The 26,644-nt window shown below is 54.7% G+C and carries 31 protein-coding genes and 2 tRNA genes; 3 read left to right on the plus strand and 30 right to left on the minus strand.

Annotation, left to right across the window (positions count from 1 at the left end):
- Nucleotides 1–11: 11 nt before the first annotated feature.
- From VXJ35_RS13190 to VXJ35_RS13200, 3 genes are all read right to left on the minus strand, one after another.
- Nucleotides 12–1,109: an IS5 family transposase gene (locus tag VXJ35_RS13190; RefSeq protein ID WP_064021908.1), complete on the minus strand. Its 1,098-nt coding sequence runs from the start codon at nucleotides 1,107–1,109 to the stop codon at nucleotides 12–14.
- Nucleotides 1,110–1,441: 332 nt separating this feature from the next.
- A complete protein-coding gene (locus VXJ35_RS13195) occupies nucleotides 1,442–1,936 on the minus strand; it encodes a hypothetical protein (RefSeq protein WP_064021909.1) in 495 nt (164 codons plus the stop codon).
- Nucleotides 1,936–2,460: a site-specific integrase gene (locus tag VXJ35_RS13200; protein ID WP_231914747.1), complete on the minus strand. Its 525-nt coding sequence runs from the start codon at nucleotides 2,458–2,460 to the stop codon at nucleotides 1,936–1,938. Before VXJ35_RS13200 ends, VXJ35_RS13195 begins: the two co-directional genes overlap by 1 nt.
- 18 nt (nucleotides 2,461–2,478) lie before the next feature.
- On the opposite strand from VXJ35_RS13200, the gene VXJ35_RS13205 reads away from it, so the two are divergent.
- Entirely contained in the window at nucleotides 2,479–2,643 is a 165-nt protein-coding gene (locus VXJ35_RS13205; RefSeq protein ID WP_231914748.1) for a hypothetical protein, read from the plus strand.
- An 11-nt stretch (nucleotides 2,644–2,654) separates the two neighbouring features.
- Here the strand turns inward: VXJ35_RS13205 and VXJ35_RS13210 are convergent, their stop codons facing one another.
- The 23 genes from VXJ35_RS13210 to rpoH form a co-directional block, all read right to left on the minus strand.
- Nucleotides 2,655–3,881, minus strand: coding sequence for an IS256 family transposase (locus VXJ35_RS13210; protein ID WP_064020593.1), 1,227 nt, complete (start codon nucleotides 3,879–3,881; stop codon nucleotides 2,655–2,657).
- Nucleotides 3,882–3,938: 57 nt separating this feature from the next.
- On the minus strand, nucleotides 3,939–4,526 hold the full coding sequence (locus tag VXJ35_RS13215) for an integrase arm-type DNA-binding domain-containing protein (RefSeq protein ID WP_064021910.1): 588 nt from the start codon (nucleotides 4,524–4,526) through the stop codon (nucleotides 3,939–3,941).
- A gap of 311 nt (nucleotides 4,527–4,837) precedes the next feature.
- Complete coding sequence (locus VXJ35_RS13220; RefSeq protein WP_064021911.1) at nucleotides 4,838–5,092, minus strand: hypothetical protein; 255 nt, start codon at nucleotides 5,090–5,092, stop codon at nucleotides 4,838–4,840.
- On the minus strand, nucleotides 5,085–5,738 hold the full coding sequence (locus VXJ35_RS13225; RefSeq protein ID WP_408953912.1) for a helix-turn-helix domain-containing protein: 654 nt from the start codon (nucleotides 5,736–5,738) through the stop codon (nucleotides 5,085–5,087). Before VXJ35_RS13225 ends, VXJ35_RS13220 begins: the two co-directional genes overlap by 8 nt.
- Nucleotides 5,735–6,061 carry a hypothetical protein gene (locus VXJ35_RS13230; RefSeq protein WP_064021913.1) on the minus strand — a complete coding sequence of 109 codons (327 nt, stop codon included), beginning with the start codon at nucleotides 6,059–6,061 and terminating at the stop codon, nucleotides 5,735–5,737. The genes VXJ35_RS13225 and VXJ35_RS13230 overlap by 4 nt, the downstream gene beginning before the upstream one ends.
- The gene (locus VXJ35_RS13235) at nucleotides 6,051–6,365 is read right to left on the minus strand and encodes a hypothetical protein (protein ID WP_064021914.1); all 315 of its coding nucleotides are present in this window, start codon (nucleotides 6,363–6,365) and stop codon (nucleotides 6,051–6,053) included. The genes VXJ35_RS13230 and VXJ35_RS13235 overlap by 11 nt, the downstream gene beginning before the upstream one ends.
- Complete coding sequence (locus VXJ35_RS13240) at nucleotides 6,362–6,709, minus strand: hypothetical protein (RefSeq protein ID WP_064021915.1); 348 nt, start codon at nucleotides 6,707–6,709, stop codon at nucleotides 6,362–6,364. Before VXJ35_RS13240 ends, VXJ35_RS13235 begins: the two co-directional genes overlap by 4 nt.
- Nucleotides 6,706–7,320, minus strand: a complete 615-nt coding sequence (locus VXJ35_RS13245) for a hypothetical protein (protein WP_197495830.1) — start codon at nucleotides 7,318–7,320, stop codon at nucleotides 6,706–6,708. Before VXJ35_RS13245 ends, VXJ35_RS13240 begins: the two co-directional genes overlap by 4 nt.
- A 383-nt stretch (nucleotides 7,321–7,703) precedes the next feature.
- Nucleotides 7,704–8,216: a phage terminase small subunit P27 family gene (locus VXJ35_RS13250; protein WP_064021916.1), complete on the minus strand. Its 513-nt coding sequence runs from the start codon at nucleotides 8,214–8,216 to the stop codon at nucleotides 7,704–7,706.
- Between the two features lie 102 nt (nucleotides 8,217–8,318).
- The gene (locus VXJ35_RS13255; RefSeq protein WP_064021917.1) at nucleotides 8,319–9,932 is read right to left on the minus strand and encodes a phage tail tape measure protein; all 1,614 of its coding nucleotides are present in this window, start codon (nucleotides 9,930–9,932) and stop codon (nucleotides 8,319–8,321) included.
- Between the two features lie 20 nt (nucleotides 9,933–9,952).
- The gene (locus VXJ35_RS13260; RefSeq protein WP_064021918.1) at nucleotides 9,953–10,264 is read right to left on the minus strand and encodes a hypothetical protein; all 312 of its coding nucleotides are present in this window, start codon (nucleotides 10,262–10,264) and stop codon (nucleotides 9,953–9,955) included.
- Between the two features lie 11 nt (nucleotides 10,265–10,275).
- Nucleotides 10,276–11,100, minus strand: a complete 825-nt coding sequence (locus VXJ35_RS13265) for a S49 family peptidase (protein ID WP_064021919.1) — start codon at nucleotides 11,098–11,100, stop codon at nucleotides 10,276–10,278.
- A gap of 57 nt (nucleotides 11,101–11,157) precedes the next feature.
- Nucleotides 11,158–11,343 carry a hypothetical protein gene (locus VXJ35_RS13270; RefSeq protein WP_157198180.1) on the minus strand — a complete coding sequence of 62 codons (186 nt, stop codon included), beginning with the start codon at nucleotides 11,341–11,343 and terminating at the stop codon, nucleotides 11,158–11,160.
- Between the two features lie 31 nt (nucleotides 11,344–11,374).
- On the minus strand, nucleotides 11,375–12,037 hold the full coding sequence (locus VXJ35_RS13275) for a hypothetical protein (protein WP_408953913.1): 663 nt from the start codon (nucleotides 12,035–12,037) through the stop codon (nucleotides 11,375–11,377).
- Between the two features lie 233 nt (nucleotides 12,038–12,270).
- Nucleotides 12,271–12,825 carry a hypothetical protein gene (locus VXJ35_RS13280; protein WP_157198182.1) on the minus strand — a complete coding sequence of 185 codons (555 nt, stop codon included), beginning with the start codon at nucleotides 12,823–12,825 and terminating at the stop codon, nucleotides 12,271–12,273.
- Between the two features lie 953 nt (nucleotides 12,826–13,778).
- Nucleotides 13,779–15,797 (minus strand): hypothetical protein, encoded by a 2,019-nt coding sequence (locus VXJ35_RS13285; RefSeq protein WP_064021925.1) that lies wholly within the window; start codon nucleotides 15,795–15,797, stop codon nucleotides 13,779–13,781.
- Nucleotides 15,784–16,725 carry a toprim domain-containing protein gene (locus VXJ35_RS13290; RefSeq protein WP_064021926.1) on the minus strand — a complete coding sequence of 314 codons (942 nt, stop codon included), beginning with the start codon at nucleotides 16,723–16,725 and terminating at the stop codon, nucleotides 15,784–15,786. The genes VXJ35_RS13285 and VXJ35_RS13290 overlap by 14 nt, the downstream gene beginning before the upstream one ends.
- On the minus strand, nucleotides 16,722–16,967 hold the full coding sequence (locus VXJ35_RS13295) for a hypothetical protein (protein ID WP_064021927.1): 246 nt from the start codon (nucleotides 16,965–16,967) through the stop codon (nucleotides 16,722–16,724). The genes VXJ35_RS13290 and VXJ35_RS13295 overlap by 4 nt, the downstream gene beginning before the upstream one ends.
- Before the next feature lie 216 nt (nucleotides 16,968–17,183).
- On the minus strand, nucleotides 17,184–17,462 hold the full coding sequence (locus tag VXJ35_RS13300; RefSeq protein ID WP_157198183.1) for an AlpA family transcriptional regulator: 279 nt from the start codon (nucleotides 17,460–17,462) through the stop codon (nucleotides 17,184–17,186).
- A gap of 90 nt (nucleotides 17,463–17,552) precedes the next feature.
- Nucleotides 17,553–18,203, minus strand: a complete 651-nt coding sequence (locus tag VXJ35_RS13305; protein WP_157198184.1) for a hypothetical protein — start codon at nucleotides 18,201–18,203, stop codon at nucleotides 17,553–17,555.
- Nucleotides 18,204–18,207: 4 nt separating this feature from the next.
- A complete protein-coding gene (locus tag VXJ35_RS13310) occupies nucleotides 18,208–19,464 on the minus strand; it encodes an integrase arm-type DNA-binding domain-containing protein (protein ID WP_064021929.1) in 1,257 nt (418 codons plus the stop codon).
- A 200-nt stretch (nucleotides 19,465–19,664) separates the two neighbouring features.
- Nucleotides 19,665–19,751, minus strand: a tRNA-Leu gene (locus VXJ35_RS13315).
- A gap of 52 nt (nucleotides 19,752–19,803) precedes the next feature.
- Nucleotides 19,804–20,658, minus strand: coding sequence for an RNA polymerase sigma factor RpoH (rpoH, locus tag VXJ35_RS13320; protein WP_054760542.1), 855 nt, complete (start codon nucleotides 20,656–20,658; stop codon nucleotides 19,804–19,806).
- Nucleotides 20,659–20,891: 233 nt separating this feature from the next.
- On the opposite strand from rpoH, the gene VXJ35_RS13325 reads away from it, so the two are divergent.
- Together VXJ35_RS13325 and VXJ35_RS13330 are read left to right on the plus strand one after the other, a co-directional pair.
- Complete coding sequence (locus VXJ35_RS13325) at nucleotides 20,892–22,556, plus strand: glutamine--tRNA ligase/YqeY domain fusion protein (protein WP_064021930.1); 1,665 nt, start codon at nucleotides 20,892–20,894, stop codon at nucleotides 22,554–22,556.
- 10 nt (nucleotides 22,557–22,566) lie between these two features.
- Complete coding sequence (locus VXJ35_RS13330) at nucleotides 22,567–23,454, plus strand: fructosamine kinase family protein (protein ID WP_064021931.1); 888 nt, start codon at nucleotides 22,567–22,569, stop codon at nucleotides 23,452–23,454.
- 216 nt (nucleotides 23,455–23,670) lie between these two features.
- Here the strand turns inward: VXJ35_RS13330 and VXJ35_RS13335 are convergent.
- The 4 genes from VXJ35_RS13335 to rlmD all read right to left on the minus strand — a co-directional run bounded on the left by VXJ35_RS13335 (nucleotide 23,671) and on the right by rlmD (nucleotide 26,625).
- Nucleotides 23,671–23,757, minus strand: a tRNA-Leu gene (locus VXJ35_RS13335).
- A 104-nt stretch (nucleotides 23,758–23,861) separates the two neighbouring features.
- Complete coding sequence (gene truA / locus VXJ35_RS13340) at nucleotides 23,862–24,665, minus strand: tRNA pseudouridine(38-40) synthase TruA (RefSeq protein ID WP_064021932.1); 804 nt, start codon at nucleotides 24,663–24,665, stop codon at nucleotides 23,862–23,864.
- A gap of 86 nt (nucleotides 24,666–24,751) precedes the next feature.
- Nucleotides 24,752–25,306 (minus strand): L,D-transpeptidase, encoded by a 555-nt coding sequence (locus VXJ35_RS13345; RefSeq protein WP_082880920.1) that lies wholly within the window; start codon nucleotides 25,304–25,306, stop codon nucleotides 24,752–24,754.
- On the minus strand, nucleotides 25,303–26,625 hold the full coding sequence (rlmD, locus tag VXJ35_RS13350; RefSeq protein WP_064021933.1) for a 23S rRNA (uracil(1939)-C(5))-methyltransferase RlmD: 1,323 nt from the start codon (nucleotides 26,623–26,625) through the stop codon (nucleotides 25,303–25,305). Before rlmD ends, VXJ35_RS13345 begins: the two co-directional genes overlap by 4 nt.
- Nucleotides 26,626–26,644 lie beyond the last annotated feature (19 nt).

Here is a 26,644-nt window from a genome sequence, read left to right on the forward strand (position 1 = left end):
CGCACTTCGCCCTAGGTGGGCGCACTCCACGCCGGTTTCGGCGTGAACACCAATAGGTTGAGCAAGCGCGTCAGGTTGTAGGCGGCAAAGCAAAACAAGGCTTGGCCAGCGACTTTGGCTAAGCCGATGTGACGGGTTTTGCGCAGGCCGCCGACCGTTTTGACCCAGCCAAAGGCTTCTTCGACGATTTTGCGGCGCTTGAGGCTTTGGGCGTACGCTTTGCCGCGAGCGGTGCGGCCATCGACGGCACTGCCGGTCTTTTTGCGGGCCACATGGGCCTTGATGTCTTGGGTGTTGAGTCCGTTGACGAACGCCGGTTGGTCATAGCCCTTGTCGGCACCGACGCTACCGCCTTTGGGCACACGGCGTTTGATCATTGTTTGCGCGGCTTCGATTTCGGCGGTGCCGGTGGCTTGAGTGGTTTCGACATCGACAATCAGGCCGTTGCGATTCTCGGACAAGGCATGGGTGATGTAACGCAGTTTGGCCTCGGTGTATTCGCCTTTCTTGTAGAGCCGCGCTTCCGGGTCTGTCGTGCTTTGGTGGGTGGCGTTGCTGCGCTTTTCGCCGCTGAAGTCGACCTCGGGATTGCGGCCGGCGGGTTTGTCCGGGCCGCTGCCGTCTTTCTTAACGAAGCTTTTGTGCGAGGCCCAGGCTTCAATGAGGCTGCCGTCGACACTGAAGTGTTCGTCGGACACCAGGTTTTGCCATTCGGCTATGGCCAGTACCCGCTCAAAAAATTCGCGACTCAGCGCTTCGGACAGCAGCCGTTCGCGGTTGGCGCTGAACACGCTGCGTTCCCAGACAGCATCGTCGATGCCCAGACCGACAAACCAGCGAAACAGCAGGTTGTAGTCCAGCTGTTCCATCAACTGGCGTTCGCTACGAACGGTGTACAGCACTTGCAACAGCAAGGCGCGCAGCAGTTTTTCGGGCGCAATCGACGGGCGGCCAGTGTGCGAGTAACGCTCGGCAAAGACGGCATTCATAGAGGCCAATACGCCATCGACGAGTAGACGTAAACGACGCAACGGATGCTGTTTGGGAATACGTTCTTCCAGGCTAACGTAGCTGAACCAGCTACTTTGAATGGCATCGTGTCCGCGCATTGAAAGGCTCCAAATTTAGGTAGCCTATTTTAACAGTTGGCGGCTCATCTATGCCTTAGCCTACTTGGCTTTTCGAGTTTTTCACCAGCCTGCTAGGCACTTTATTATTGGATTCTGTTATCTTGCTCCGCTAGAAAAACCCCACAAAAACACAATTAATTCAATAAATTACAAAAAATATAGTGATTTTTTCAAGTTTACAGCTTTTAACAAGTTATTGATTCCACGGTATTAATTTTATGGCGACATTGCCACTAATTAGAATTTTGGTGTCACTTTGGATCAGTTCACAGAAAGGATTTGGTTTGCGATCATTAAGGAACCTCAGCAAATCAAAACACGTATCGTCCTTTGGCTCCTTGGTAAATTTTTTTGACATTCATCCAGCTTTGAACGCCATCCTTTCTAAGCTTACGATAAACACGGTGAAATAATGCAATATCACTTTCTAACGGATACTCAGATTTCAATTCGTGAAATGTGAACATCACTTTCATTTCTAATAACGGTTTACATTTACCAACCGGCCGAAAAAACGCCATTTTTTCGGCATTGTCCTTTGATACACCATCAGCAATAGCACCAAAGAATATCTTTTGAACCGCTTTGACATGCTCATTCTCAGAATGTTGAGCGGCGTGAATCCACCAACGCCGGGCCATCCGCTTAAATATTATTATCGAATCTGCATTTCTGGCCGCATCCCAGATTACTAATGACCTAGTTGTAACCAGATCCAATGTTTGCTCGTTTACAAGAATAAAAGGATTATCCTCACCGCCAAGAGCTGATTGCTCATACTCAATACAGGCTGTAAATGTTCGCATCAAACAACTCGCTTAAATGGGATAACCTCAGCCCCCGCTTTTAAACCATCCAAATAATCCGCCCAGCTTTGCATCATCCGCCGCCGTTCGTCCAAATATTGCGCCCGGTTATAGGCCGCGCGGACTTGATCCTTGGGCATGTGGCAAAGTTGCCGCTCGATAGCGTCCGGCGACCAGCCTTGTTCGTTGAGCAAGGTCGACGCCGTAGTTCTGAAACCGTGGGCGCTCATCACGTCTTTTTCGTAACCTAACGACTTCAGCGCGGTGCGGACGGTGCCGTCCGACATGGGCCGACCGTCGCCACGGCTGGACGGAAACACGTACTGGCCGACGCCGGTTAAAGGTTTGATGGATTCCAATATCTCCACCGCCTGGCGCGACAGCGGCAAGATGTGTTGCACTTCGGTTTTGGTGACGAAGTAACGCCATTCTCTGGCGGCAAGATCGACGTCTTTCCATTCCATCTGCCGAATATCGCCAGGCCGTTGGAACAGGTAAGGCGACAACCTTAGCGCGGTCTGCACAACAAAGGTGCCTTGATAATGGGCGATGTCGCGCAGCAATTGGCCGACCGCTTTGGGATCGGTAATCGCGGCGTTGTGAGTGACTTTCTGAGCGGTGATCTGAGCGCCGACGGCTTGCGCCGGATCGTAGTCGGTAAAGCCGTGGGCAATGGCGTAGGCGAGGGTGTCCTGAATTTTGTGTAAACGGGATTTAATTATCGATTGGGCATCCTGTCTTCAAACTGAATGCTAAACCGATTCAAAGCAGCTTTCCAGTCATGCAACGGCATGGTCCATTTTTTACTGATATTCATCAGGGCTAAATAGAACAATTTCGACAAGGCTTCATCACTGGGAAATGAGCCGCGATTTTTGGTGATTTTCCGCAGACTCATATTCACGGACTCGATGGCATTGGTCGTGTAAATGATGCGACGTATTTCAGTTGGATAGTCGAAAAAAGGGATAATCCTATCCCAATTCCGTCTCCAAATCTGGCCAATCGGTGGGTAGGCCTCGTTCCACTGCGTCTCGAACTCAGCCAGTCGTTGCTCTGCTTCAACGACGCTGGCTGATTGGTATATTCGCTTGAGATCGCCGGCGATCTGTTTGCGCATTTTCCAACTGACATAGTTCAGGCTGTTGCGGACTAGGTGGACGATACACAGTTGGACGGCAGCCTGTGGATAGACGGTTTCAATCGCTTCGGGAAAGCCTTTCAAGCCATCGACACAGGCAATGAAGATGTCTTGCACGCCGCGATTCTTCAGGTCTGTCACGACCTGTAACCAAAACTTGGCCCCTTCGGTTTGGGCGATCCATAAGCCCAGCACTTCCTTCTCTCCTTGCAGGTTAATCCCAATGGCCAGATAAACGGCCTTGACGCGCACGGCACCGGTATCGCGCACTTTGACATGGATACAATCGAGATAAACGATGGGGTAAACCGGATCAAGCGGCCGCAATTGCCAGGCTTTGACTTCTTCTATCACGGCATCCGTCACCGAGGAGATCAAGGTGGGTGAAACTTCAGTGCCATACAGTTCTTCCAGATGGCTCTGGATTTCCCTGACCGTCAGACCTCGGGCATAGAGCGAAATGATCTTGTCGTCAAAGCCCGTCCAACGGGATTGGTGTTTGCCAATGATTTGCGGCTCAAAGTGGCCATGACGATCCCGAGGAATCTCAATCGGCAACTCGCCAAAGTCGCCTTTCAGGGTTTTCCGGCTCTTGCCATTGCGGGTGTTGCCGGTAGGATTGCCGACAGCTTCATGCTTGCCATGACCGAGATGTTCGGTCATTTCAGCTTCTAAAGCCCGCTCCACCAGGGCCTTGGTCAGTTGTTTCAGAAGACCGTTTTCACCCAACAGGTCTTCGGGTTTTTGATAGCCTGACAGCAAGCTGTCGATCAGTTCGGTTGGGATGGATTTTGGTAAGGTCATAGTTACTCCTCAAAGTAAGGGCAGTTTCCTGCCTAATGGCCGTTTACACAAAAATTCTTACACCCTCGCGTAGGCAAACGCGCCGCTAATGTCCGACCTCACCCGGTGAGCAGTTTCCAGTTGGTTTTTCAGGATCAGCGGACGCACGAGGGCGAACACATCCGGAGACCTCACTCCGCCAATTGGCATTCGCCCGATCTCCGGGAATACATACAACTCGAACCGGCGCTGTTTCTTTTGCTGGGTAATGTCGCGGACAGTGTGAGCAGTCGACGCCAGCCAATCTCGGGTGACGTATTCGAAGCTGTTGATCAGCGGCAGGCCGGCATCGAGGCGCTTTTTAGCTTCGGTGGCTTGTTGGTTGTCGGCCTTTTCCTGTTTTCGAATTGAGCCGGGATCTATGCCGTTGGCAATTTGTTCGCGGGCGGACTCGGCTTTGCGGCGGGCGCTTTCTAGTGACGTTTCCGGATAAGAGCCGAATCCCAGTCGATTCTGTTTTCCACCGAACCGGTAGATGAAACGCCAAAGTTTGGAACCGTTAGCTTTGACCAAGAGCGCAAGACATTCGCCGTCGTTGATGGTGTAGTCTTTTTCTTTAGGCTTTGCCGCTCTGTAGACCGCGTCTTTGTTGATATTCTTAGCCATGGAGTGACACCAAGAGTGATACGGAAGTGATACGGTTGGACCTAAATTTACTCCGTGTCACTAAACGTGTCACTACTTTTGGTGTATGCCCCTGCATTTTGTTGCATTTCGTTGGGCAATAAAAAACCCGCTAAGCCAGGCGGCTTGCAGGTTTTTAGTCTTCTTTGGACTACTCTAAAAGAGTAGATGGTACGAGGGTCGGAATCGATTTATTGAAATTATTCAATAAAATCAAAACACAAAATCCAGACTTCAAAAAGTTACTGCAAAAGTTACTGCATTTATAGCTTTTACCCTATCCAAAGGCCCCATCAGCGCCAACCACCCCGCCACGCCTCCAACATAACCTTAGCATCGGCAGCTTCCATACGGATGGCGTGCGAAACGGCCCGGATGGTATCCGGCCCTAAAGAACCGCGGCGATCCTCTTCGCCGGCGACCTCCATCATATCGGCCAGCCCTTGCACACGTCGGAGCGTGTACATCAGGCTTTCGTAAAAATTCATGTCAATTCTGTGGGAAAAGTCCGGCACTACTTCGTTGGCTTTTTCGGCATGTTCAGTCATGGCTTTCGCTCCTGATTGGTCGGTTATCCAGCAGTAAGGCCCGGATATGGGTTAGCTCGCGGCTGATCGCCGGCTTTAGGCGTTGCGATTGCGGACAAGGCGGCGCAGCGCCAGAGGCGGCCGCCGACAAGCCCACGTGCCGGCTTCGGCCCGGCGGTTGCCCGGACGAAGGCGACGCCGCCCGGCTGTGGACGGCACCACCCTCGCGCGCACGCACGTTATGGTTATTTTGGTTATATGGTTTGTATGACATGGTGTCACGGGTTTTTGCTGAAATGTCACTGGTTTTTGTCACAGTGTCACCGGTGTGGATAACTTCCTCTGGTGACGACGTGTCACGGGTTGTTGGTATCTCCGGCAAATCCGGCGACCTGGTGTCACTGGTTGTTGAGAACTTTTCGACCATCAACAGGTAGCGATTGGCCCGGCCGGGATCGCGCACGACAACCACCAGGCCCAGCGCTTCCAGCTCGCCGACGGCGCGGATGGCGCTGCGCGGCGAACACCCGGCCCGCAGCGCGATATCGTCCAGCGATGCGACGCAATAACCGGCCCGGTTGACACGATCCGCCAGGGCGACCAACACCGCTTTAGTGGCCCCCATCAAACGAACCTGGAAGGCAGCATTCAAGTATTCGATACTCATGGCTTCACCTCCCCGGCGTCGCCGGCGGCGAGCGGCACCCACAAGCGGCCAGCCGCGGACAACCGGTCCGGCTCCGGTTTGCAGCCGGTGCATTCCGCCATCACTTCATCGTAAATGCCGCGCCGAGTCAGGGCCATGAACAGCGCGTTATCCGCCTCGCGAATTTCGCCCAATTCGTGAAGCAGCCGATCAAGGTTATCCGATACCGAATAGAGCGAAAACACCACCGCGTCGTCTAAATCGCATTTGGCAAGCTCGGCCATCACGAGATCCAACACCGCTTTGGCTTGCTGGGCCGGACACAATGCGTTATCAATGCTCATTGCCTTCCTCCCTGCTCTGCGTTGGCTGCTCTGCGTTGGCGATCTGTTCGTGAATATAGTCGCCAACGTCATCCAGGCGCCTCGCGGCGATCAATACGGCATGAATCAAGCCGGCGCGTACATAGTTGCTTTTGATATCCGACGACATATCGCCTTCGCTGTCGTCATCATCAATAAAGGCCATCAACAGCCTCGAGCAAGCGTCGATAGCGTAGCTGGCGTCTGAAATGGCAGTAGCTTTGCTTTTTAACGCCAGTAATTCACTACCATCCAGACGGCGAAAAATCGAATAACGGGCGCTCATTGTTCGCCTCCCCTGGCTGTCTCGGCGGCTTCGGCTCCCGCAGCTTTCTTACCTGCAAGATAGGCGGCCTCGCCACTGATATGAATCAACATGGCGACGGTTTCCGCCCGGCTGGCCAACCCCCACAGAATCAACGCCAGGCTATCGTTTCCGGGCGTGGCGGCTTTGTCGTCTGCGGATAAGACATTTGCCAGGCTGTTTAAGGTTGCCGCGATATTATCCGCCTCCAGCTCGGCGGCGGAATCCAGGCCGCTCAGCCACTTTAAGCTATCAATCGGCAGGGTCTCATGGCAATGGTCGAACAGCATACGGATGGCGTTGGCTGCGTTAGGTGTGTTGCTCATTCCGCACCTCCTTGCGCCCAGCGCTGAAAACATTCGTCGCCGTTGTCCAGGTAATGATGGATTTCTTTCGCGGTAGCGCGGGCATCCAACGCCAGCACAGCAAGGCAATCGTCGAACAGGGCTTTATCCAAGCCTCTCAGCTTGGTCAGATTGAAGGGGAAGCGATAGCCGTTATACAGGCTCAGCAAAAAAGCGCGGACGGTGCCGGCCTGGCCGGTGTCTCGCTCGGCAACGGCGGCCAGCCGGGTCAGCGCCGGCAGGCCAACCGTCGTAACCGTTTGCCGTTCGGCATCCTGTTCGGCGATTTGTCGAAAAAAGCGCTCCATAGCATCGTCCGCCGATTCTTCAGCGGTCGCGCTGTTGTCGGGACTTAGCGCCAGGGAAAGGTCGGTAATGGTTTCGGATACGCCAAAGGATAACCATTGAAGCTTGGCCACCTCTTCGACGATGCTGGAAAAAAGCTGATCGCCATCGTTCTTGATCGGTGCGGAAAGGTAAGCAGAAAACGCAGCGTAGCCGTTTTTCAACAGTTCGAAGCGCTGGCCGAGAATTTTTAATATTTCGGAATGGGTGGTGATTGGGCGGACGTTGCCCAGGGCTTGAGTATTCATAGCGGTTACTCCATTGCAGATCGATAAACCGCCGCCGATAGTTTCGACGCTATTGGGCGACGGACTGAATGGGGTCGAAAACCGGGCAATGGAGCCGGCCAGCGCCGAACGCTGCCCAGACAGTCCGCCATAATGTAGACGCAGTAATACTGCGTAAATTTTGGGCGTAAAAAAACCGCGATGAATGCGGCGACTTTGCGCCATTGCTAGACCGAGTTTCGACGCCCGGTGCCAGTCTGTGAACTGGCGGAATCATTCTGCCCGCCAGTGTATGGGGATGTCAATTATTTTTTGGGCTTGGTTTGCGATTGTCTCGATCGCCAATAGTCGCCGTAGCTGAAAAAGCCGGCGCGCTGCCAGTGTGGCATGCTTTGTCTCCGTTTTTAGGTTGATGATCGATGGCCGCCAAAGAATCTTTCGGGATCGGGCTTGTCGTCTTGGAATAAGTCGTTCTGCTCAGGTACTTGGGCCTCCTGGATCTTGACGCGGTTAGCCGGCGACATACCAAACTCGGCGGCGGCCGAACGCATGTCTTGAGAAGCCCGGTTTCGAATCTGCAACCAGACGGACATTTGTTTAAAACCATTGGGTGTCAGGTCGATCAGACCGGCGCCGTCGTCGTCTTTGTGCCTTTTCTGCAGCGCGTTGATAGCCATACAAGCACGCACCCAAAGCGCGTAATTTTCGCAATAACTTTCGAGTGCAGCCCGGTCGATTTTAGTTAACACTCGCATTTTTAAAAGCTCTGGCGTGATGCGCTTCCATTCTTTTTTCGCCTCGGCGGAAAGGTGCGCCGGGCAATCCGGTGCCTCGATATCTAGCGCGATCATCCCCCCGTTGTTGGTCAACGGTCTTTTGCCTCGGTTACCGGTCAGAATTCGAACGTTGTCTGGCATTTTTTTGGGTCCACGTGATCCCATGTCTAGTTCTCCGAATCAACAATGGTTTAATCGAATGGCCGCCGGCAAGCTGCCGGCGGCCTGGATGGTGTGCAGGAATCAAATACCGTAACCCGTCCCGATGGTGCGATACCCAACATCTACCGCGTTGGCTCGGGCGATGCCGCTGGTTTGTACCGGTGCGATGCGGGTACCGGGCGGCGCGTTGTCGAAACTAACCCGGACATCGACAGCACCGCGACTGCCGCCTATCAGGCTTTGTTTTTGATAGCCGGGCGGACGCATGCCGGGGCCGACCGGCGCCGATAAATCCGGCAAATCGGGCAGTAATTTGCCGACGGATCGGCCAAGATACAGCGGCACGCTACCGATGGCTTTTAAGGTTTCGTTGTCGTTAATCTGCTTGAGAATGTCGATCATCGACTTGGTGACTCCCTCCGCCGCCGCTTTGATTTTGTCGAAGTTATCGACAATCAGCGGTGTCGCGATGATGGCGGCTTGCGCCAACAGCATTAACGGGTTCATTTTCAAGGCGGTGGTCAGTACGCCGACACCGGCGGCCAAGCCCCAGGCCGCCACTTTCAGGCCGACAAAGGCGCCGGTCATCTTGATGGCGGTCATGACACTTTTCGGGTGCTGGTTGATGAATTGGCCCAGCTTCTCGACCAGATCGTTTAACGATCCGGACAGCAGCTTGATTTGCGCCGCGTAGGTGCCACCCAGTTGAGCCTGGGTATTTTCCAGGGCGCCTCCGAGCGTTTCGATGGTGTTGGTTAAGGTACCGAGCGAGTTGTTGACCCGTTGGTACACATCGCCTTGTTCGGCAAACGTCTTCGCCATTTTCCAATATCCGCCGGCTGCCATCACCATGGCTTTGGATGCATGCTCTTTGCCGAAGGTCTTCTCGAAGGTGGCAAACAGTTTGGCCGGATTGAGTTTCCCCATCTTCTCGATATCTTTCACCAGATTTTCGACCGTGGTGAACTTGCCGGCGCGAGCCGCGGCTGAAATCATTTCCTTGATGCCGGTACCGGCTTCGCTGGGATCAATGCCGGCTTGGGTCAGTAAGGCCACCATCGGCGCCAAGGCGTTGGCCACGCCAATGCCTTGCACTTTCAAAGCCTTCAACGGACCGCCGGCCTTGGACATGGCCGAAGTGAAGTCTTCGAAGCCGACGCCGATGTGACGGGCGCGCTGCATGGTGTCGGCCAGGGCGATGAAATCTTTGTTGGCGACGCCGAACACGTTGGAGATTTTGGCGATTCCCAATGCCGACGTATCGTAAGTCTCGCCCAGCTCCTTGGTGGCAACGCCGAGATAAGCCGCCGCTTTTAAACCGCCGTCGATCAGGGTATTGGTATCCATGCTGTTGGATTTCATTATGGTCCCCATGCGCTGAAAATCGGCGGTGTTGCCCGGTAATTGGGTGCCCAACTGCATGGCGACCTTGTTCAGTTTTTCGAAGCCGGCCGACACGCCGTTTTTGTCCATCAGCACGTTTTTCAATGCGACGCCGGCGTTTTCCATGTCGGCGAAGGCTTTGGCCGGTATAGCCAGCGAGGCGGCAAAGCCGGCGCCGAACAACGGCGCCCCCTGGCCAATGATATTAAGATGACGCTTAAACACATTCAGGTTTTTGGTCATGGCTTTTAACGTCGGCGACAGCTTGTCGACGGCGGTGATGAGGGCCTTTAATTCAAATTCTTTTGACATGATTGTCTCCTTGCCTTTATTCAAGCGGTAAGTACGCCACCGAGGCTTTCGATGGCTTTGGCCATCCAGGCCGGTGGATCTTCGCCGGGCACATCCACCACATACTGGCCGCGCCGCTGGCTGATTTGCACGACAACGAAGGCCCGCTCCGGAAATGCTTGCCTTAGCATGTCGTGCGTGTTCCGGGCTTGACCGAGTTTTTTAACGGTCAATGCTCGGCGGAAATTACTGTCGAAAGACACGTCCAGTTCGTGGCCATCGCCGGTAGGTTTAATGTCCAAGCGCGACAACAGCCGGCCGTCGGGATCGATGATGGAATAGTTGCGTTTCATCGTGGGATCTCCTAATGCATCAAAGCCAACATGGCCCGCCGTGAGGCTGGCGTTTGCCCGATGGTAGAACGGCCGTCCAGTAGTTGCGCGAACGACTTAACGCCGTCGGCCATGCCGAGTTTAACGGCATCTTCGGCACCAACAATGCGCCCCCGGCCCATGCCTTGCGTGACCGATTTAGCCGGTTTACCCCGGCCACGAGCAACGGAATCGACAAATCGGCGATAGACAACGTCGACGCTGCTTTGCAGGAATCGCTTACCCTCTTTGGTCAGCGGTTCGAACGGGTTACCTTCGGTCTTATATTCGCCGGCACTGACCAGTGTCATTTTCACGCCTTCCTGTTCCAGCGCCTTGCCGATGTTTTCATGCAGCTTGTAAATGCCGATGCCGCCGACTTCGCCGGATGGCGTGACGTAAAATTCGCCGGCCTGGCTGCCGATCCAGTAGGCGCCCGAGACGGCCACGCTGTTGGCAATAGCGACCACACGTTTTTTACTGCGGGCCCGATACACCTCGTCGGCTAGCTCCTGCACGCCGTAAGCCGAGCCGCCCAAGGAATCGATTTCGATCACGATGGTTTTCACATCGTCAAACGCCAGGTAACGGTTCAGCAGCACACTGGCAGCGCGGATGTTGCCGCGAGGATGCAGCCAGCCGTACAACGGGATAACTGCGGTGGCGCCAATGGTTTTAGCGGCGGACTGGGTACGCTGCGCGGCAGCAGCGACATTAAAACGGCCAGCGGTTAGGGTTTTGGCGGTGATCGCCGCCATGGTTTGCAGTTGATAGGGATCGCAAGCCATTGGAGCGGTTAAGTCTATGAATGGATCCATGAGTTTGACTCCATAAAGAGCCGCCCGGCGCCAATAATCGAGCCGGGCGGCAGGGCATTAAGCAGTTTCGCCGAAGAACTTCTCGCCCACTTCAGCAATGCGCACTGAGCAGCCGTATTTTGGATTAAGTTCGATTTCTACCGATTGGCCGGGTTTCAGAAGCATGATTTTGTCGGGGCCGGCGTCGATATGGGCGGTTTGATTTCTGTCGTCGTTGGTTAAGGTAATTTTGGGGGTAAGCATGGTTTTTTCCTTTTCAAAGGTTGCGGGGAAATTAATACTGCGGTGCATCAAGCGGATGCGGGTAAGCGGGGCTGCCGTCTTGGTTTGGCGGGCGAACTTCGTTGAATTCGTCCAGCCAAGGCGGATTCATGCCGTCGAGCTTGCGAAGCACAGGAATCAGGTCATCAGTCATTTGGCGCAATGCGGCAGTGACTTCGGCGGTGGTCATGGCTGCCAGTTGCATCGCGTCAAGGTCAGTTCTCGTCTTCGCCAGCGCCTCCCTGGCGGCTTCAACGTCTTCCATATTGTTCGCCAATACATCGACAACGTATTTTCTACTGCCGAACATCGCCTCAGTTTCGCGTTCTTCTTTGGCCATCCAGTATTGATCGGCAACCCTGGCGCGAGACTCTAGGTTACCGATTTCTGCGCGATACTCGTTCAGCCTTGGATCGGCCGCGGCCCGCAATTCCTCGTCGATCGCTTTGATTTCCATGCCGAGCCTGTGATCGATGCCACCTGTAACCAGCCAAGCTTCGGTTCGCGCCTTTCTGGCGGCGTAGAACTCGGCTTCCGCCGCGTCAAATCGGGCAGCGGCCGCAGCAGCGATTTTTTCGGCTTCGGCCTTGGCTTTTTTAAACGCGGTAGGCAACTCGGCTTTTTTGGCAATCAATTCGCGACTGCGCGCTATTCGGTCGGCCTCATCGCCGTTCAATATTTTTTGAATATCCGGGCGATCAAGAAATTTATTTAATTCGACACGGTCCGGTTTCGAGATTTTTAAACCGGCGATTATTTTGTTTACGACGTAATTCATGAATAGACCTCCAACAGTAAGAATCGCACTTGAACGCTGCCACCAGAGCAGCGACCAGCATGGAGGTCATAATAAATAAGGGGAATTTTCCCCCGCCAGGGGAAGCCAACAGGGGAAATATCCCCGCATGATTAATCTTTGGTAATACCAATCAGTGCCTCTCGGAGAATATTTTCCGCTGTGAGCGGCCCGCGTGGTCCGTAAATTTTGAGTTCAAAAAGCATCCCCTCTAAACGCTCTGCAATAGCCTCACGGCTCGGCCTTTCTCCAAACCGTTGTTCTTGTTCGAGCATCCAATTCCTGCCGATTTCACGGGCTTTATCCCTCCAGGTATCTTGGCATTCTGGCTTATTTTTCTTATTCACCGGCCTTGGTGCATTTCGCCGCGCTTCCAAATAACCCCAGGGCCATTCGGTGGCGACAAACATCTCAGATCCCTGCGCAAAGCCTAGCCAGCGCCATTTTTCAGCCTGGATCTCCGCCAGCTTCGTCTGCTTGCGCTCCCAGTCGGTGAAGGTATCGGCACGCAGCGGGCCAATTTCGGCCAACTCGCGTTCGATAAAAGCCAGTTCGCCCACAGCGAACTCTCGCAACTGATCCGCGGCCAATTGCATTTGTTCAGCCGTCATTTCGGCCAGGCTTAACGGCCGGCACAGATAAACCGGCTCTGCGACAACATTCAACATACTCAACACTCCCAAATTTAGTAACTCACCGCCAACCCCGTGCCCAGCGATAACGCCAGCATCGGTGGCGGCGGCCAAATACAACCAACATCGACGCCGGCCGCAACACTCGACCAGCACCAACCAACAAACCACCCCGCGCCCGACCGGACGACGCCAAGCGGGTGGCGGCGCGTGGCCTGATTGGGTTATCCACAAGAAAACAAGCCAGATGCCCGATTCCTGTCGATATACCCCCCCTTCAAAACTCGCGGCGCTGCACGTGTCTAGTCGTGAGCGGTCTAGGGCCATAGGCTTGAAGGAATTTCACCCCCTACCCCCTCGGCGCGGGGTGAAATTCACCCAGATTCGAATCGATTACGAATGTGGATAACTCCAGGCCCGTGGGCTTTTTCAATTGGAAAAACCCGCACAAAAAGTGTTGCTCGCGAACGGGTCTACACCACTAAGGTCCCAGGGATTACCAGCCCCTACCCCCCCTTGACCGGGGCGGCCGGTAATATCGGCGCCGACCTTCATCAAGCCAACACCATCACCAAATATCTCTACCCTCTCTTATGTTTTGAATCTGGGGTTTTCGGGGAGACACGCCTCAAGCCCAGAGCCGGCGCGGCTTACAAGCTCCCGAACACCTTCAAAAACACGGGGAACTCCCCAGCAATTTCCAGGGGAGTCGGCCCGTCCGGCGCCGAACGCGGCACCTCGATCAAAAAATGAACAGATAATCAGCCAAGAGCGTTCCCCGGTTTTTTGTGGAGAATCCCCAACAGATTTAACCTAACGGGGAGCCTGAAAGCCTTGAGGCATAAGGGATAGAAGCATATCTCCCCGAATTCCCCGTAAAATTCATATAAGCCCCCCTTATATTTTTTCCAAGGCAACCGAGCCGCAATAGCAAAGCGCCCGACCACAGCCACCTCTTGGCGGTCAGTAATCGGGCGCGGGTTACGGTTTTAGCCAGCATCGGGCTTGGACGATTCGGCGGTAAATGTTTCGACCAAGAGCTCGGCATTGATGACCATCACCCGCACCGACTGGGCATTGTTCACCACGCGCTTAACCGTCGGCCGGGGCTTGCCGCTTTTATTGTCCGGCTCGGTCTTGAGCAGTAACCCTCGATCACATAACCGGCGCCAGAGCGACGGCGCGGACAATAAGAACGAATCGCCCTGCCGGCGGGCAAAGTCTTGGGCCACCTTGAAAGCCGCATCCGGCTGTAGCCAAACCTCGGCCGGATGATTGCCAACGCCTTCGCTATGCCAGCCGATACAATCGCCCATTGCGTTATACTGGCGGTCGCCAACAGCGTCAGATCCTGCATCGCGCCAGCCGTAAGCGTGGGGCTTGTTCGCTGGCGGTCCTTGACTGATTCGGTTGGCAATGTGGCAATTACCCGAGGCGAGCGCCGCCCGCAACAGCTCGAAGAAGCGGCGGCACTCGTCTTGTTCCCGCTGGTAATCGCCTTGCTCGGCGAAGGCATCCCGCAAACTGGTTTCGACCGACGCCAACAACACGTTGGCCTGTTCGCTGGTGATGGCGCCGGCATCATCGATAAATTCCAAGAATGTTTCGAATCCGGCCAGCAAGTTGCCGTAAATCTCGGACGCCCGCGGATGCGAGGCGGCGAAACCTTCTCGAATCGCGCCATCCCGCAGCGCCAGCACTGCCGCCGGGAATTCGGTTTTAAGCCGATCCATACGCCCGCACAGCCATTGCAAATAGGCTGTCATCAACCCGGAAAACCAGCCGAAGCGGGCGGCGTCTTGCAGTCTCGACAAAACCGCGTTATCCACGTCGGCCCGGCCTAGTTCCAACACCAACAATCGACCGAGCAACGATTGGCCGCGTGGCAAGTCCTCAGCCGTGACCACCATCAACGCCCGACAATGCGGCGCCGCTTTGGCGCTCATGTTGGCATCGCGGCGCCCCCGGCCAGACTGGTTACCGACTCCACGGATTAAGCGCTCGGCCATCGCGTGCAGCTTGGCCACTTCGGCTTGCGATACCGAAGGCTTGAAATCGTCAATGGTGTACAAGGCATCTTTAGCCTGGTGGCCCTTCATCTCGGCATCATTAACGGAGTCGCTCCAATTCGCAGGAAAGGTCCGGCCGCTGCCGAAATCGCCAAAGAACGCTTGCGCAATCGCCACCAGCGCCGACTTACGCGAGCCGGTTAAACCATGCGCCCAGATGGCAAAGTCGGTTGGCAGGCATTCCCCGAGCGGCGCCCGCGCTACCGCACACAACAACGCGGCGCCGACGTGCGGCCGGGCCGGCGTCACTTCCAACAACCCCAAGGCGGCGCTGGCGGCCTGTTTGATGGCATCCGGAGCCAATGGCGCGGGCAAGCTGTAGCGGGCCATGTGGCCGGCGCCCAAATCGACTTGAACGCTATCGACCAGACCGGCGGCCGTGATAGCGCCCGACCCGGTCAAATAGTGCCAGGCCTCTCCGATCCGTTTCCAACCCGTGTACTTGTAAACCCGACGCCGCGGCGGGTCGCCGTCGATAGCCGAATAGAGCTGAATCGCCGCCCTGAGATTGTCTTTCTTGGCAGGCCCCGGATACAGAAAAGCCAACGTTCCCCAGCTCTCGCCGATCCAGTTGGCCTGGCTGCTGAAAAAGCTTTTGGTCAGCACCTCCACCGCCGGCAACGGCAGCCCATCGGCCCGCTTGCCTTCGATCCGTAAATAATTGGATTCGGTTAAGCCGTCGTCGCTGGTGATTTCCTCCAGAATCCGGCACGTGAAGTCGGTCAAAACAATTTCGACCTCGGAAAAGCCGCCGTCCTTGGTGGACGTGGGTTTAAGCTGGATAAAGCAGCCGTTTTTGATGGTGTAGGCCCCGAACCGATGCTCTTTATCGGCACCGGAGCCGCCAACACCACCGCCACCGCCGCCGGTCTTCTTGGCCGTTGGCCTCGGCTTTTTTGCGGCTTTCTGGATCTCCACAACCTTGCTATCCCCGCTCATCGTTCACCCTCCTTTGTGCCAGGTAATAGTCGGCGTAATCCTTATGCGGTTCGGGCGGAAACCAGACCGAGCCGCCGACCAGCGCCGCGGCTTGGTTGGCTTTCTCGATCCCGATGGCATCGTTATCGCCGACGACGATGATTTCGGCTTCCGGATGTAAATCGCGTATGACTTGTGCCACGGCCGGCAGATTGCCGGCGGAAAACGCGCAGTAAGCCCGCCGCTTGGTATCGGTATGCACGGCAGCGGCGTCGGCAAAGCCTTCTGTTAGAAAAACGGTCGGACTCGGCGCACCGATCCGGCAAAAGCAGCCGGATATCTCGGCGCCGTACAAAAAAGTTTTATCACGCTGGAGTTGTTCGGGAGCCTCGTCGAATATGGTTTGCACGTTGCGTATCTTGCCGGCCTTGTTCCACACCGGTACCAGCAAGGTTTTGGCAACCGTCAATCGGCGAACTTCGCCATCCAGACATTTAACGCGCCTATCGAATCGGGCCAGCCTGGCGCAGTAAGCCGATGGCAATTGCTTACGCTGCAAGTAGCCGGTCGGCTCGAACGGCCAAGGCTTGGCACGCCAGAACTGGTGCTCTGCGATTCCGGCTTTCCGGTCGTGCTGTCCGGCCAATTCTTCGGCCCGCTGCCGGCGTTCCTCTTCGATCCGGAGCAGCTCCTCGGAAGAAATCGAGTCCAACCCCTTGCCATTCAAAAAACGCATGGATTTTTTGCCGGTTTTAAAATTGAAGGCTTGGACCCGCTGGCCGTCCGTTGTGATTTGGATAGCGCCATCGCGGTTGCCGGACGAACGCGCCTCGATCACCGGCACGCGATGAAATAAATCGTCATGCGCGACCCGCTTCCAGGTAATACCGACCTCTCGGCAGCACTCGACGGCGGCGTCTTCAATACATGCATAGCTTTCGCGCCTCATGACACCGCCCTCACTTCGAAAGGCACCGCGGTTAAATGCGCCAATAGCGCATTGATTTTCGCGGGACCAAGCAGCATACCGACAGGCCTCACCAAGCGGATTGCATCCAAGTCGCTGGGCAACTGCTTAGCGGCCAAAATTTGCTGAATACCGCCGGCCGACATATCGACATGCTCGGCGGCGAAAGCGTTGATTAACCCTAACGCGAGGCCAAGGTTTTCTGGACGAACGGTTTCCATCATGATCGCCTCCCATGAACGCGCCGATAGGCGTCTAGCCCAATCGCCAAACCAACAAGAGCCCGGCAGTCAGGGCAGCGACCAGTAGGGTCAATCCGATTGGCTTTGACGTGGCCGCCGCAGGCTATGCAGTTGCAGAATTGAGCAGGCGGACCGGCCAGGCGGCGAGTACGGGGCGGATTGCTTGCATCGCGACTGCTCGCCCGAGGTTGATATGAATTAACCATTGGCGCCACCACTCAGGCTTTCGAGAAGCGCTCGAATGTCGGCGACAGGCCAAACACGGCAACGCGCAGTCAACAGCGTTCCCTTCGGATATTTGCCCGCTTTGACGCCGTTGAGAAACGTGTTTTTCGATATGCCGAGCACCGCAATGATTGAAGGCAATCTTACGAAGCCTTCAGCCGGTAACGGTGCCGGGGTGTAGGTGATTTTGTTTCGCGGTTTGCGGTTGGGTTTATTTGTCGCGCTTTGCGCGTTTGCGGTTTTCGGTGCCATTGTCAAGCCTCCTTTGGGCTTTGTTGAACAATTGACGCCTATTTTTTAAGATTGGAATTTATCTACATAAGGCTGGAAAATTACCCCACCTTATAAGCTATTGATTGCATTTCGAAAAATATCGTAAATATGAGAATGTGACGAACTGGGCTTGGAGATTCCAGCGCGGGTAAATATATCGGCTGCCCATTTCATGAAAGGCGTTTCCTTATCACCCCATTTAACAACGCTTGGCTTCTTGTGATGCTTTCCTTGCCAGTACCTAGCCAATACTAGTGCGAACTCAACATCACGATTGAATGTCTTTGGCCGCCCAACTTTGGCTGGAATTGTTGGGATAGCAATTTCAATGAATTTCCTTATCAAAATCGGCGCATGATCCTCTATATCAAGCCAATCAGGGATAACCTCGATCGCGCCAAAATGTTGTTTCCAGTATAAATAAGCACCGGTGACCAACCGCACTCTCGTTACATCATCGATCTTTCGAACTGCCAACGGCAGCTTTTCGTCGTCCAGTTTTGCAAGTGCATTTAATGTGTAGCGCACATCCTGTTGACTAGGCATCAACTCTATTAAATAGCGCCAAGCTCTTTCTCGTTGCACAATTGCGGCCAAGCCTGGATCAAGATCACGGTCAGAAGGTTTTGCCTCATCGCCAACCCAGTGAGCAAAAACCGGGAATCGTTTTTTACGAATTCCGCCTTTACCATCGCTAAATGTATTCCTTGGTCTTGGCATTAACCTAAGCAACTACTCGTTTAAACGGAATCACATCAGCCCCAACCCTCAGACCATCCAAATAATCCGCCCAGCTCTGCATCATCCGCCGCCGTTCGTCCAGGTATTGCGCCCGGTTATAGGCGGCGCGGACTTGATCCTTGGGCATGTGGCACAGTTGCCGCTCGATCGCGTCCGGCGACCAGCCTTGTTCGTTGAGCAAGGTCGACGCCGTAGTTCTGAAACCGTGGGCGCTCATCACGTCTTTTTCGTAACCTAACGACTTCAGCGCGGTGCGGACGGTGCCGTCCGACATGGGCCGACCGTCGCCACGGCTGGACGGAAACACGTACTGGCCGACGCCGGTTAAAGGTTTGATGGATTCCAATATCTCCACCGCCTGGCGCGACAGCGGCACGATGTGTTGCACTTCGGTTTTGGTGACGAAGTAACGCCATTCTCTGGCGGCAAGATCGACGTCTTTCCATTCCATCTGCCGAATTTCGCCAGGCCGTTGGAACAGGTAAGGCGACAACCTTAGCGCGGTCTGCACAACAAAGGTGCCTTGATAATGGGCGATGTCGCGCAGCAATTGGCCGACCGCTTTGGGATCGGTAATCGCGGCGTTGTGAGTGACTTTCTGAGCGGGGATCTGAGCGCCTACGGCTTGAGCCGGATCGTAGTCGGTAAAGCCGTGGGCAATAGCGTAGGCAAACGCGCCGCTAATGTCCGATCTCACCCGGTGAGCAGTTTCCAGTTGGTTTTTCAGGATCAGCGGACGCACGATGGCGAACACATCCGGCGACCTCACGTCGCCAATTGGCATTCGTCCCATCGCCGGGAATACATACAACTCGAAGCGGCGCTGTTTCTTTTGCTGGGTAATGTCGCGGACAGTGTGAGCAGTCGACGCCAGCCAATCTCGGGTGACGTATTCGAAGCTGTTGATCAGCGGCAGGCCGGCATCGAGGCGCTTATCCTGTTCAACAGCTTCTTTTCTCGCGGCCTTGTCGGCTTTTCGGTTATCACTTGGATCTACGCCATTCGCCACGAGTGCTCGGGCTTCATCGGCTTTACGCCTGGCATCGGCCAAGCTGGTTGCTGGATAGACGCCGAGAGAAATGGTTTTTCGGCGACCATCGATGGAGTAATCGAAACGCCACCACTTGGCGCCGTTGATCTTAACCAGCAAATACAGCCCGGAACCATCGTTTAGACGAATATCCTTGTCTGCTGGTTTCGCATTGCGAACCGAAATATCTTTAAGTAGTTGTTTTGCCACTTAAACCCCCGATTTTTACAGTAACTTTGCAGCAGAAAAGCAGTAACTTTTGTTACTGACTTTTGAGTTACTGTAAAAGTTACTGCAAAAAATGCAAGTTGTTACTGCATTTCGTTGGTCTTCTTTGGACAATAAAAAACCCGCTAAGCCATGTAGCTTGCGGGTTCTTGGATTTCTTTGGTCTACTCTGGAAGAGTAGGTGGTACCGAGGGTCGGAATCGAACCGACACTCCCTCGCGGGAACCGGATTTTGAATCCGGCGCGTCTACCAGTTTCACCACCCCGGCAAAGAAGTTGTCATTATACTGAAATTTTCAGCAATAGCAAATGGTTTTTTTATCATGCCTCAAGCGTCACTGCGGCTCTGAGCTTCTTCATCGCATTTTGTTCAAGCTGGCGGATGCGCTCAGCGGAGACCTGGTAACGGTCGGCAAGTTCGTGCAAAGTCGCTTTTTCTTCGACCAACCAGCGGCTGGACAAGATATCCCGGCTCCTTTCGTCCAATCCGGCCATTGCATCCATCAACAACGCTTCCTTGCGGCCTTCCCAATCGCTAGCTTCGAGCATTAAAGCCGGATCCGCGCCGTGTTGCTCAAGGTATGCAATCGGCGCCTGAACCTGGTCCTCGCCGTCGTCGCCGGTAGGCTCCAATCCCACGTCTCGCCCATCCAAACGCCGCTCCATCTCATAGACGGTTTTGACGTCTACATCCAGATTTTGGGCAATCGCTTCGGCGTCTTCCCGCGTCAGATAGCTCAGTTCTTTTTTGAATTTACGTAAATTGAAAAACAACTTACGTTGCGCTTTGGTTGTCGCCACCTTGACGATACGCCAGTTACGGATTACGAATTCGTGGATTTCGGCTTTAATCCAATGCACCGCGAACGACACCAAGCGCACACCCATATCGGGGTCGAATCTTTTGACTGCCTTCATCAATCCGATATTCCCTTCCTGAACGATATCCGCCATCGGTAAACCGTATCCCGAATATCCTCGCGCCACGTGCACGACAAATCGCAAGTTGGACATCACCAGCTCGCGGGCGGCTTCCAAATCGCCGCGATCGCGGTAACGCAACGCGAGATCCTGTTCCTGCTCGGCGCTGAGCTTGGGCATCTGCGCAATCAAACTTAAATATGAATCAAACGTCCCAACCGATAAATTGATAGGTAAAGCCAAGCTGTTACTCATATCACCCTCGACTCTTCTGAAAAATTAGACATGGCTGAATTCTAGCACTCGTTACCCAAGAGTGCTAATAATTTAACAAGTTCATTGCAGATCAAACAATTAAGCCGCTTTTCCGCCTTTTATCCCGGCTTTCATCCGCCTTTACGGGTTCGCAGCAAACTCGTTAAAATGGAAGGCCGCCCGCTTTACCGGCGTTCTCGCAAAAAATCTAAAACTTCAGCCCCTAACCGAACATGTCCGCCAACGATAACAGCACCGCCGCGCCTAATTTCATTCGCCATATTATTGCCGCCGATTTGGCGTCCAACAAAAACAACGGCAAGGTTGCCACCCGCTTCCCCCCTGAACCCAACGGCTATTTGCATATCGGCCATGCCAAATCGATCTGTCTGAATTTCACGCTGGCTTTGGAAAACAACGGAACCTGCAACCTGCGCTTCGACGATACCAATCCGGAAAAGGAAAGTATCGAATATATGGAATCGATCGAGCGCGATGTCGCTTGGCTGGGCTTCAAATGGGCCGGCAAATTTCACGCCTCGGATTATTTCGAACAGCTCTACGACTATGCGGTGCAATTGATCAAACAAGGCGACGCTTACGTAGACAGCTCAAGCGCGGAACAAATGCGCCAGGACCGCGGCACGCTAACCCAGCCCGGCAAAGAAAGCCGGGACCGGAACCGTAGCGTCGATGAAAATCTGGATTTGTTCCAGCGCATGCGCGCCGGCGAATTCGCCGATGGCCAATATGTCTTGCGCGCCAAAATCGACATGGCATCGCCTAACATTAATATGCGCGACCCGGTGATTTACCGCATCCGCCGGGTTCACCACCACCGCACCGGCGACGCTTGGTGCATCTATCCGATGTACGACTACACCCATTGCTTATCGGACATGCTGGAAGGCATCACTCATTCGATCTGCACGCTGGAATTCGAGGACCATCGGCCGCTGTACGACTGGGTGTTGGACAAATTGAACACGCCCAGCCACCCGCAGCAAATCGAATTTGCCCGCCTGCAATTGGAATACACCATTGTCAGCAAGCGCAAACTGCTGCAATTGGTTACCGAAAAACACGTTTCCGGCTGGGACGATCCGCGGATGCCGACCATTTCCGGCCTGCGCCGCGCCGGCTTCACTCCGGAAGCGATTCGGGATTTCTGCGAACGGATCGGCGTAACCAAAAACGATTCCTGGATCGAAATGGGCGTACTGGAAAACTGTATCCGCGAAGACTTGAACGAACGAGCACCGCGCGCCATGGCGGTGTTGAGGCCACTGAAAGTCACCATCAGCAATTGGGAAGACGGCAAAACCGAAACCTATCAGATTGCCAACCATCCGCAAAAACCGGAAATGGGTAGCCGCGAAGTACCATTCGGCAAAGTCATTTTGATCGAACAAGACGACTTCATGGAAAACCCGCCCAAAGACTTTAAACGCCTGGTACCGGGCGGCGAAGTCCGCTTGCGCGGCTCCTATGTGATCAAATGCGACGAGGTAATCAAAGGCAGTTCCGGCAACGTTGTCGAACTGGTCTGCAGCTACGACCCGGCAACCTTGGGCAAAAACCCGGAAGGCCGGAAAGTCAAAGGCGTGATCCATTGGGTATCCGAGGCACACTCCATCCCGGCAGAACTGCGGTTATACGACCGCCTGTTTAGCCATCCCAATCCGGACACGTTGGATAATTTCCTGGACGGCATCAATCCCAACTCGCTGGAAATTCTCAGCGACTGCCGGCTGGAAGCCAGCTTGGCCAATCCGCTACCGGACACGCGCTACCAATTCGAACGTACCGGCTATTTTTATCCAGATTACGTCGATAGCCAACCCGAAAAGCTGGTTTTCAACCGCACCGTTACATTACGCGATAGCTGGGGAAAATAAGGAATTGCCGATGCCGGACCGGTTGCAAGGTTTAATTCAACATCTGGCGCAAACCACCGGCCATACGCTGAAACAATCTCGCCTGACGAGTCTCGGCGGCGGCGACATCAATTCCGCTTACCGACTGCAGAGCCAGGGTATCGACTGGTTTATCAAAGTTAACCGAGCGGAATTGGCCGACATGTTTGCCGCCGAAGCAGCCGGCTTAACCGAATTCGCCGCCATCGGCGCAATTCGCATCCCGAATGTGGTCTGCCACGGCCAGCATCAGCATTACGCTTATTTGGTTTTGGAGCACATCGAGCTGCGCTCCTTGTCCTCCGATGCCGCCGCGCTATTCGGCGAACAACTTGCCTGCATGCACCGCCAACCGCAAGCTTATTTCGGTTGGAAAATTGACAACACCATAGGCTCAACCCCGCAATACAATCCGCGTTATCGTGATTGGGTGGAGTTTTGGCGCGACCAGCGTCTAGGCAAACAATTGCAATTTGCCGCCGAGAACGGCTATTGCGGCGCTTTGCAAAACCAGGGCGAACAATTATTAGATCGCCTGGACGGTCTGTTCGGCGACTATCGGCCCCACCCTTCCATGTTGCATGGCGATTTATGGGGCGGCAACGCTGCGGCCGATAGCCAGGGAAAGCCGGTGATGTTCGATCCGGCCAGCTACTACGGCGACCGCGAAGCGGACATCGCCATGACCGAATTGTTCGGCGGTTTCGGCCGGGAATTTTATGCGGGCTACCAAGCGCACTACCGGCTGGATGCGGGTTACCCAGTCCGTAAGACCTTATACAACCTTTACCACATACTGAATCATCTAAATCTGTTCGGCTCCAGCTACCTAAACCAAGCTACCCGGATGACAGGGCAACTACTCGCCGAATTGAAATAATCCGCACGTCCAATCCGCTCCCAATAGATTCCGAACAGCGGTCGAGCCAATTTGACAGACATAGGCCGACAAACGCTATGAGCCATGGCGAAAGCGAAAATCCAAAATTTATTTGCTGGTGAACTCAGAATGGTCAATACCCTGACAAGGGTAAGCCATATAGATAAAAGGATAAGAACTTTGCAGAAAAAAGACCATTTACTTGTGAAAAATAAATGGTGCCGAGGAGAGGACTTGAACCTCCACGGGGTTACCCCCACTAGCACCTGAAGCTAGCGCGTCTACCAATTTCACCACCTCGGCTGAGTCAAGTGAAGTCGCCATTGTATAGACCACTAGCATACCTGTCAACAGTTTCGTGAAAAACGAATTGCCTCATCCAGCAAGCGCTCGCCAAAGCGTTCGCTTCAATCAAATCGCTTGGCATCCGCCGGCAACTTGTCGAACAGCGGATGTTTGGCGATACCGTATCGGTCAGGATAATACACCGCGGCCAGATGCAGGCCATGTGGCGGCGCCGTCATTGCCGCCCGAGTGCGGTCCCTGGCAGTTAACAATTCCGCCGTCCACTCCTCTGGCTGTTTGCCGCTACCGATTTCGATCAATACGCCGGCGATATTGCGCACCATGTGATGCAAAAAAGCATTGGCGCATAAATCGATCACGACTTTCTCTTCGTCGCGGTAAACGTCGATGAAATACATTAATCGGTTCGGACTGACCGATTGGCAGCTTTGGGCGCGAAATGAAGAAAAGTCGTGCTCGCCCAGCAAATGCTGCGCAGCCCGGTGCATATTCCGCTCGTCCAGCGGCAGATAGCACCAGGTCGCTTGGTTGCGCAGCAAGGCCGATTTTGTCGGCCGATTTAGAATCACATAACGGTAAGCGCGCGCAATGGCGCTGTATCTGGCGTGAAAGTCGGCAACCGCTGGCTGCGCCCAAGTAATCCGAATATCGTCCGGCAAATGACTGTTGCCCCCCATCAGCCAGCCGCGCAGATCGCGCTGTACCGGACTGTCGAAATGCACGACCTGCTCCAGTGCGTGCACACCGGCATCGGTGCGGCCGGCGCACAACACGTTGATCGGTGCGCAAGCGATCTTGCTCAACGCCCGCTCCAATTCGCCTTGTACGGTGCGCTTGCCTTGCTGCCATTGCCAACCGGCGTAGGCGCTGCCGTCGTATTCGACGCCCAAAATGATGCGATTCATTGGTTAGAAGACAAGTGTAAATTCGGCCGAACGCGGAGAGAGCTTAGATGCAGCCAGTGTTCTATCCACTGCGGTTTGCGCATCGATTAACCTTGAATGAAAACCCGGCAACCGACCGGCACCGCATCGAATAAGGCGATCACGTCGGCGTTGGCCATCCGGATGCAACCATGCGACTCGGGTTGTCCGTTCATCAATTCGTCCGGCGTGCCGTGGATATAAATATAGCGCCAGGTGGTATCGACCTCGCCGTAACGGTTCTTGCCCGGCTCCAAACCACCCAGCCACAGAATCCGACTCAAGATCCAATCGCGCTGCGGATATTGTCTCGACAAATCCGAACTGTAAATCTCGCCGGTTGGACGCCGGGCCTTGAACACGCTGTTGATCGGCAAACCGGTGCCGATTTTGGCGCGAATCCGGTGCCAGCCGGTCGGCGTACAGTAACTGCCCTTTCTTTCGCCGGGACCGTTTTTGGCCGTCGATACCGGATAATCGGCAACCAGCTCGCCGGCTTGCACCAAACGCAAGCGCTGTTCGGCAATCGAGACGTCGATCAAACACACCTCCGGCGCATGCCCTCCGCCCGGAACGTTACCCTGGTTCCGGCCCAAGCCGGATGCGCCGGTCGAATCCGTCATTTCACGAACAACGCAATCGATTCGACGTGAGCGGTCTGCGGAAACATGTCCATCACGCCGGCCTTGACCAGTTTGTAGCCAAGTTCGTTGACCAAAATACCGGCATCTCGAGCCAGCGTCGACGGATTGCAGGACACGTAGACGATACGTTCCGGCTGCCAGTGCTTGAAATTGTGCAACACCTCTGCAGCGCCGGCGCGGGAGGGATCGAGCAAAACCTTGGTGAACTTCTGCTTGCTCCAAGGCTGATCCTTAACGTCTTTGCTCAAATCGGCGGCGTGAAATTCCACGTTTTGCAGATTGTTCAGTCGGGCGTTTTCCCGGGCGTGATTAACCAACGGCAAATCGCCCTCCACCCCGACCACGTGGCCGGCGAGGGTCGCCAGCGGCAGGGTAAAATTTCCCAAGCCGCAGAATAGATCCAACACCCGGTCGTCGCGGTTTAACTCCAGTGCGGCCAGCGCGCGCGTCACCATTTTTTGGTTAATTTCGTAGTTGACCTGGGTAAACATCGCCGGACGAAAATTGAATTTGACGCCCTGCTCGACCAACGAATAGCTCGGAACAACCTCGGCGGCACCGTCCAACGGCACGATGCTGTCCGGCCCTTTCGGTTGCAGGCAAATCGTCACGCCCAACTTGGCGGCGTATTCGCGCAAGCGCTGCTTGTCCGCCTCGGTCGGGGGTTCCAGTACCCGGACCGCCAATACGCATTCGTTATCGCCGATCGCCACTTCAATTTGCGGAATTTTGTCTTTAATCGTCAGGCCGGCGATCATTTCGCCCAAGGCCAGCAGATTCTCGCCGACCAGCGGATGCATGACCTTGCAGCTATCGATTTCCGCCAAAAACGGATTACGCCACTCGCGAAAGCCGACCAACACCCTGCCCTTCTTCGCCACCCATTTCACGCCCATCCGGGCTTTACGCCGATAGCCCCAATGCGGACCGGTCAGCGCCTCCCAGATTTGCGGTATTTCCACTTTACCGATGCGGCGGAACTGGTCGCGCAACAGTTCTTCTTTGAAATGGATTTGCTCGGCATCGTCGACATGCTGAAAACTACAGCCGCCGCAACTGCCAAAATGCCGGCAAGCCGGTTCTACCCGGTGCGGATTGCGATCGTGCAATTCGACGACCTTGCCCTCGGCGTAATCGCGGCGGCTGTCGGTGTAGACGAAATCCAAAGTTTCGCCGGGCAAGGCTTCGTCGATGAATACTACTTTGCCGTTGACGTGGCTGACGCCGCGGCCGTCGTGGGATAAAGATTCGATGGTTACCGTAACGGGTTCGAGCGGGAGTTTTTTCTTGTGGGCCATTATCAATAGAACTTAGGCG

The organism is Methylomonas sp. DH-1 (assembly GCF_046097555.1).
In the GTDB taxonomy this organism is placed as follows: domain Bacteria; phylum Pseudomonadota; class Gammaproteobacteria; order Methylococcales; family Methylomonadaceae; genus Methylomonas; species Methylomonas koyamae.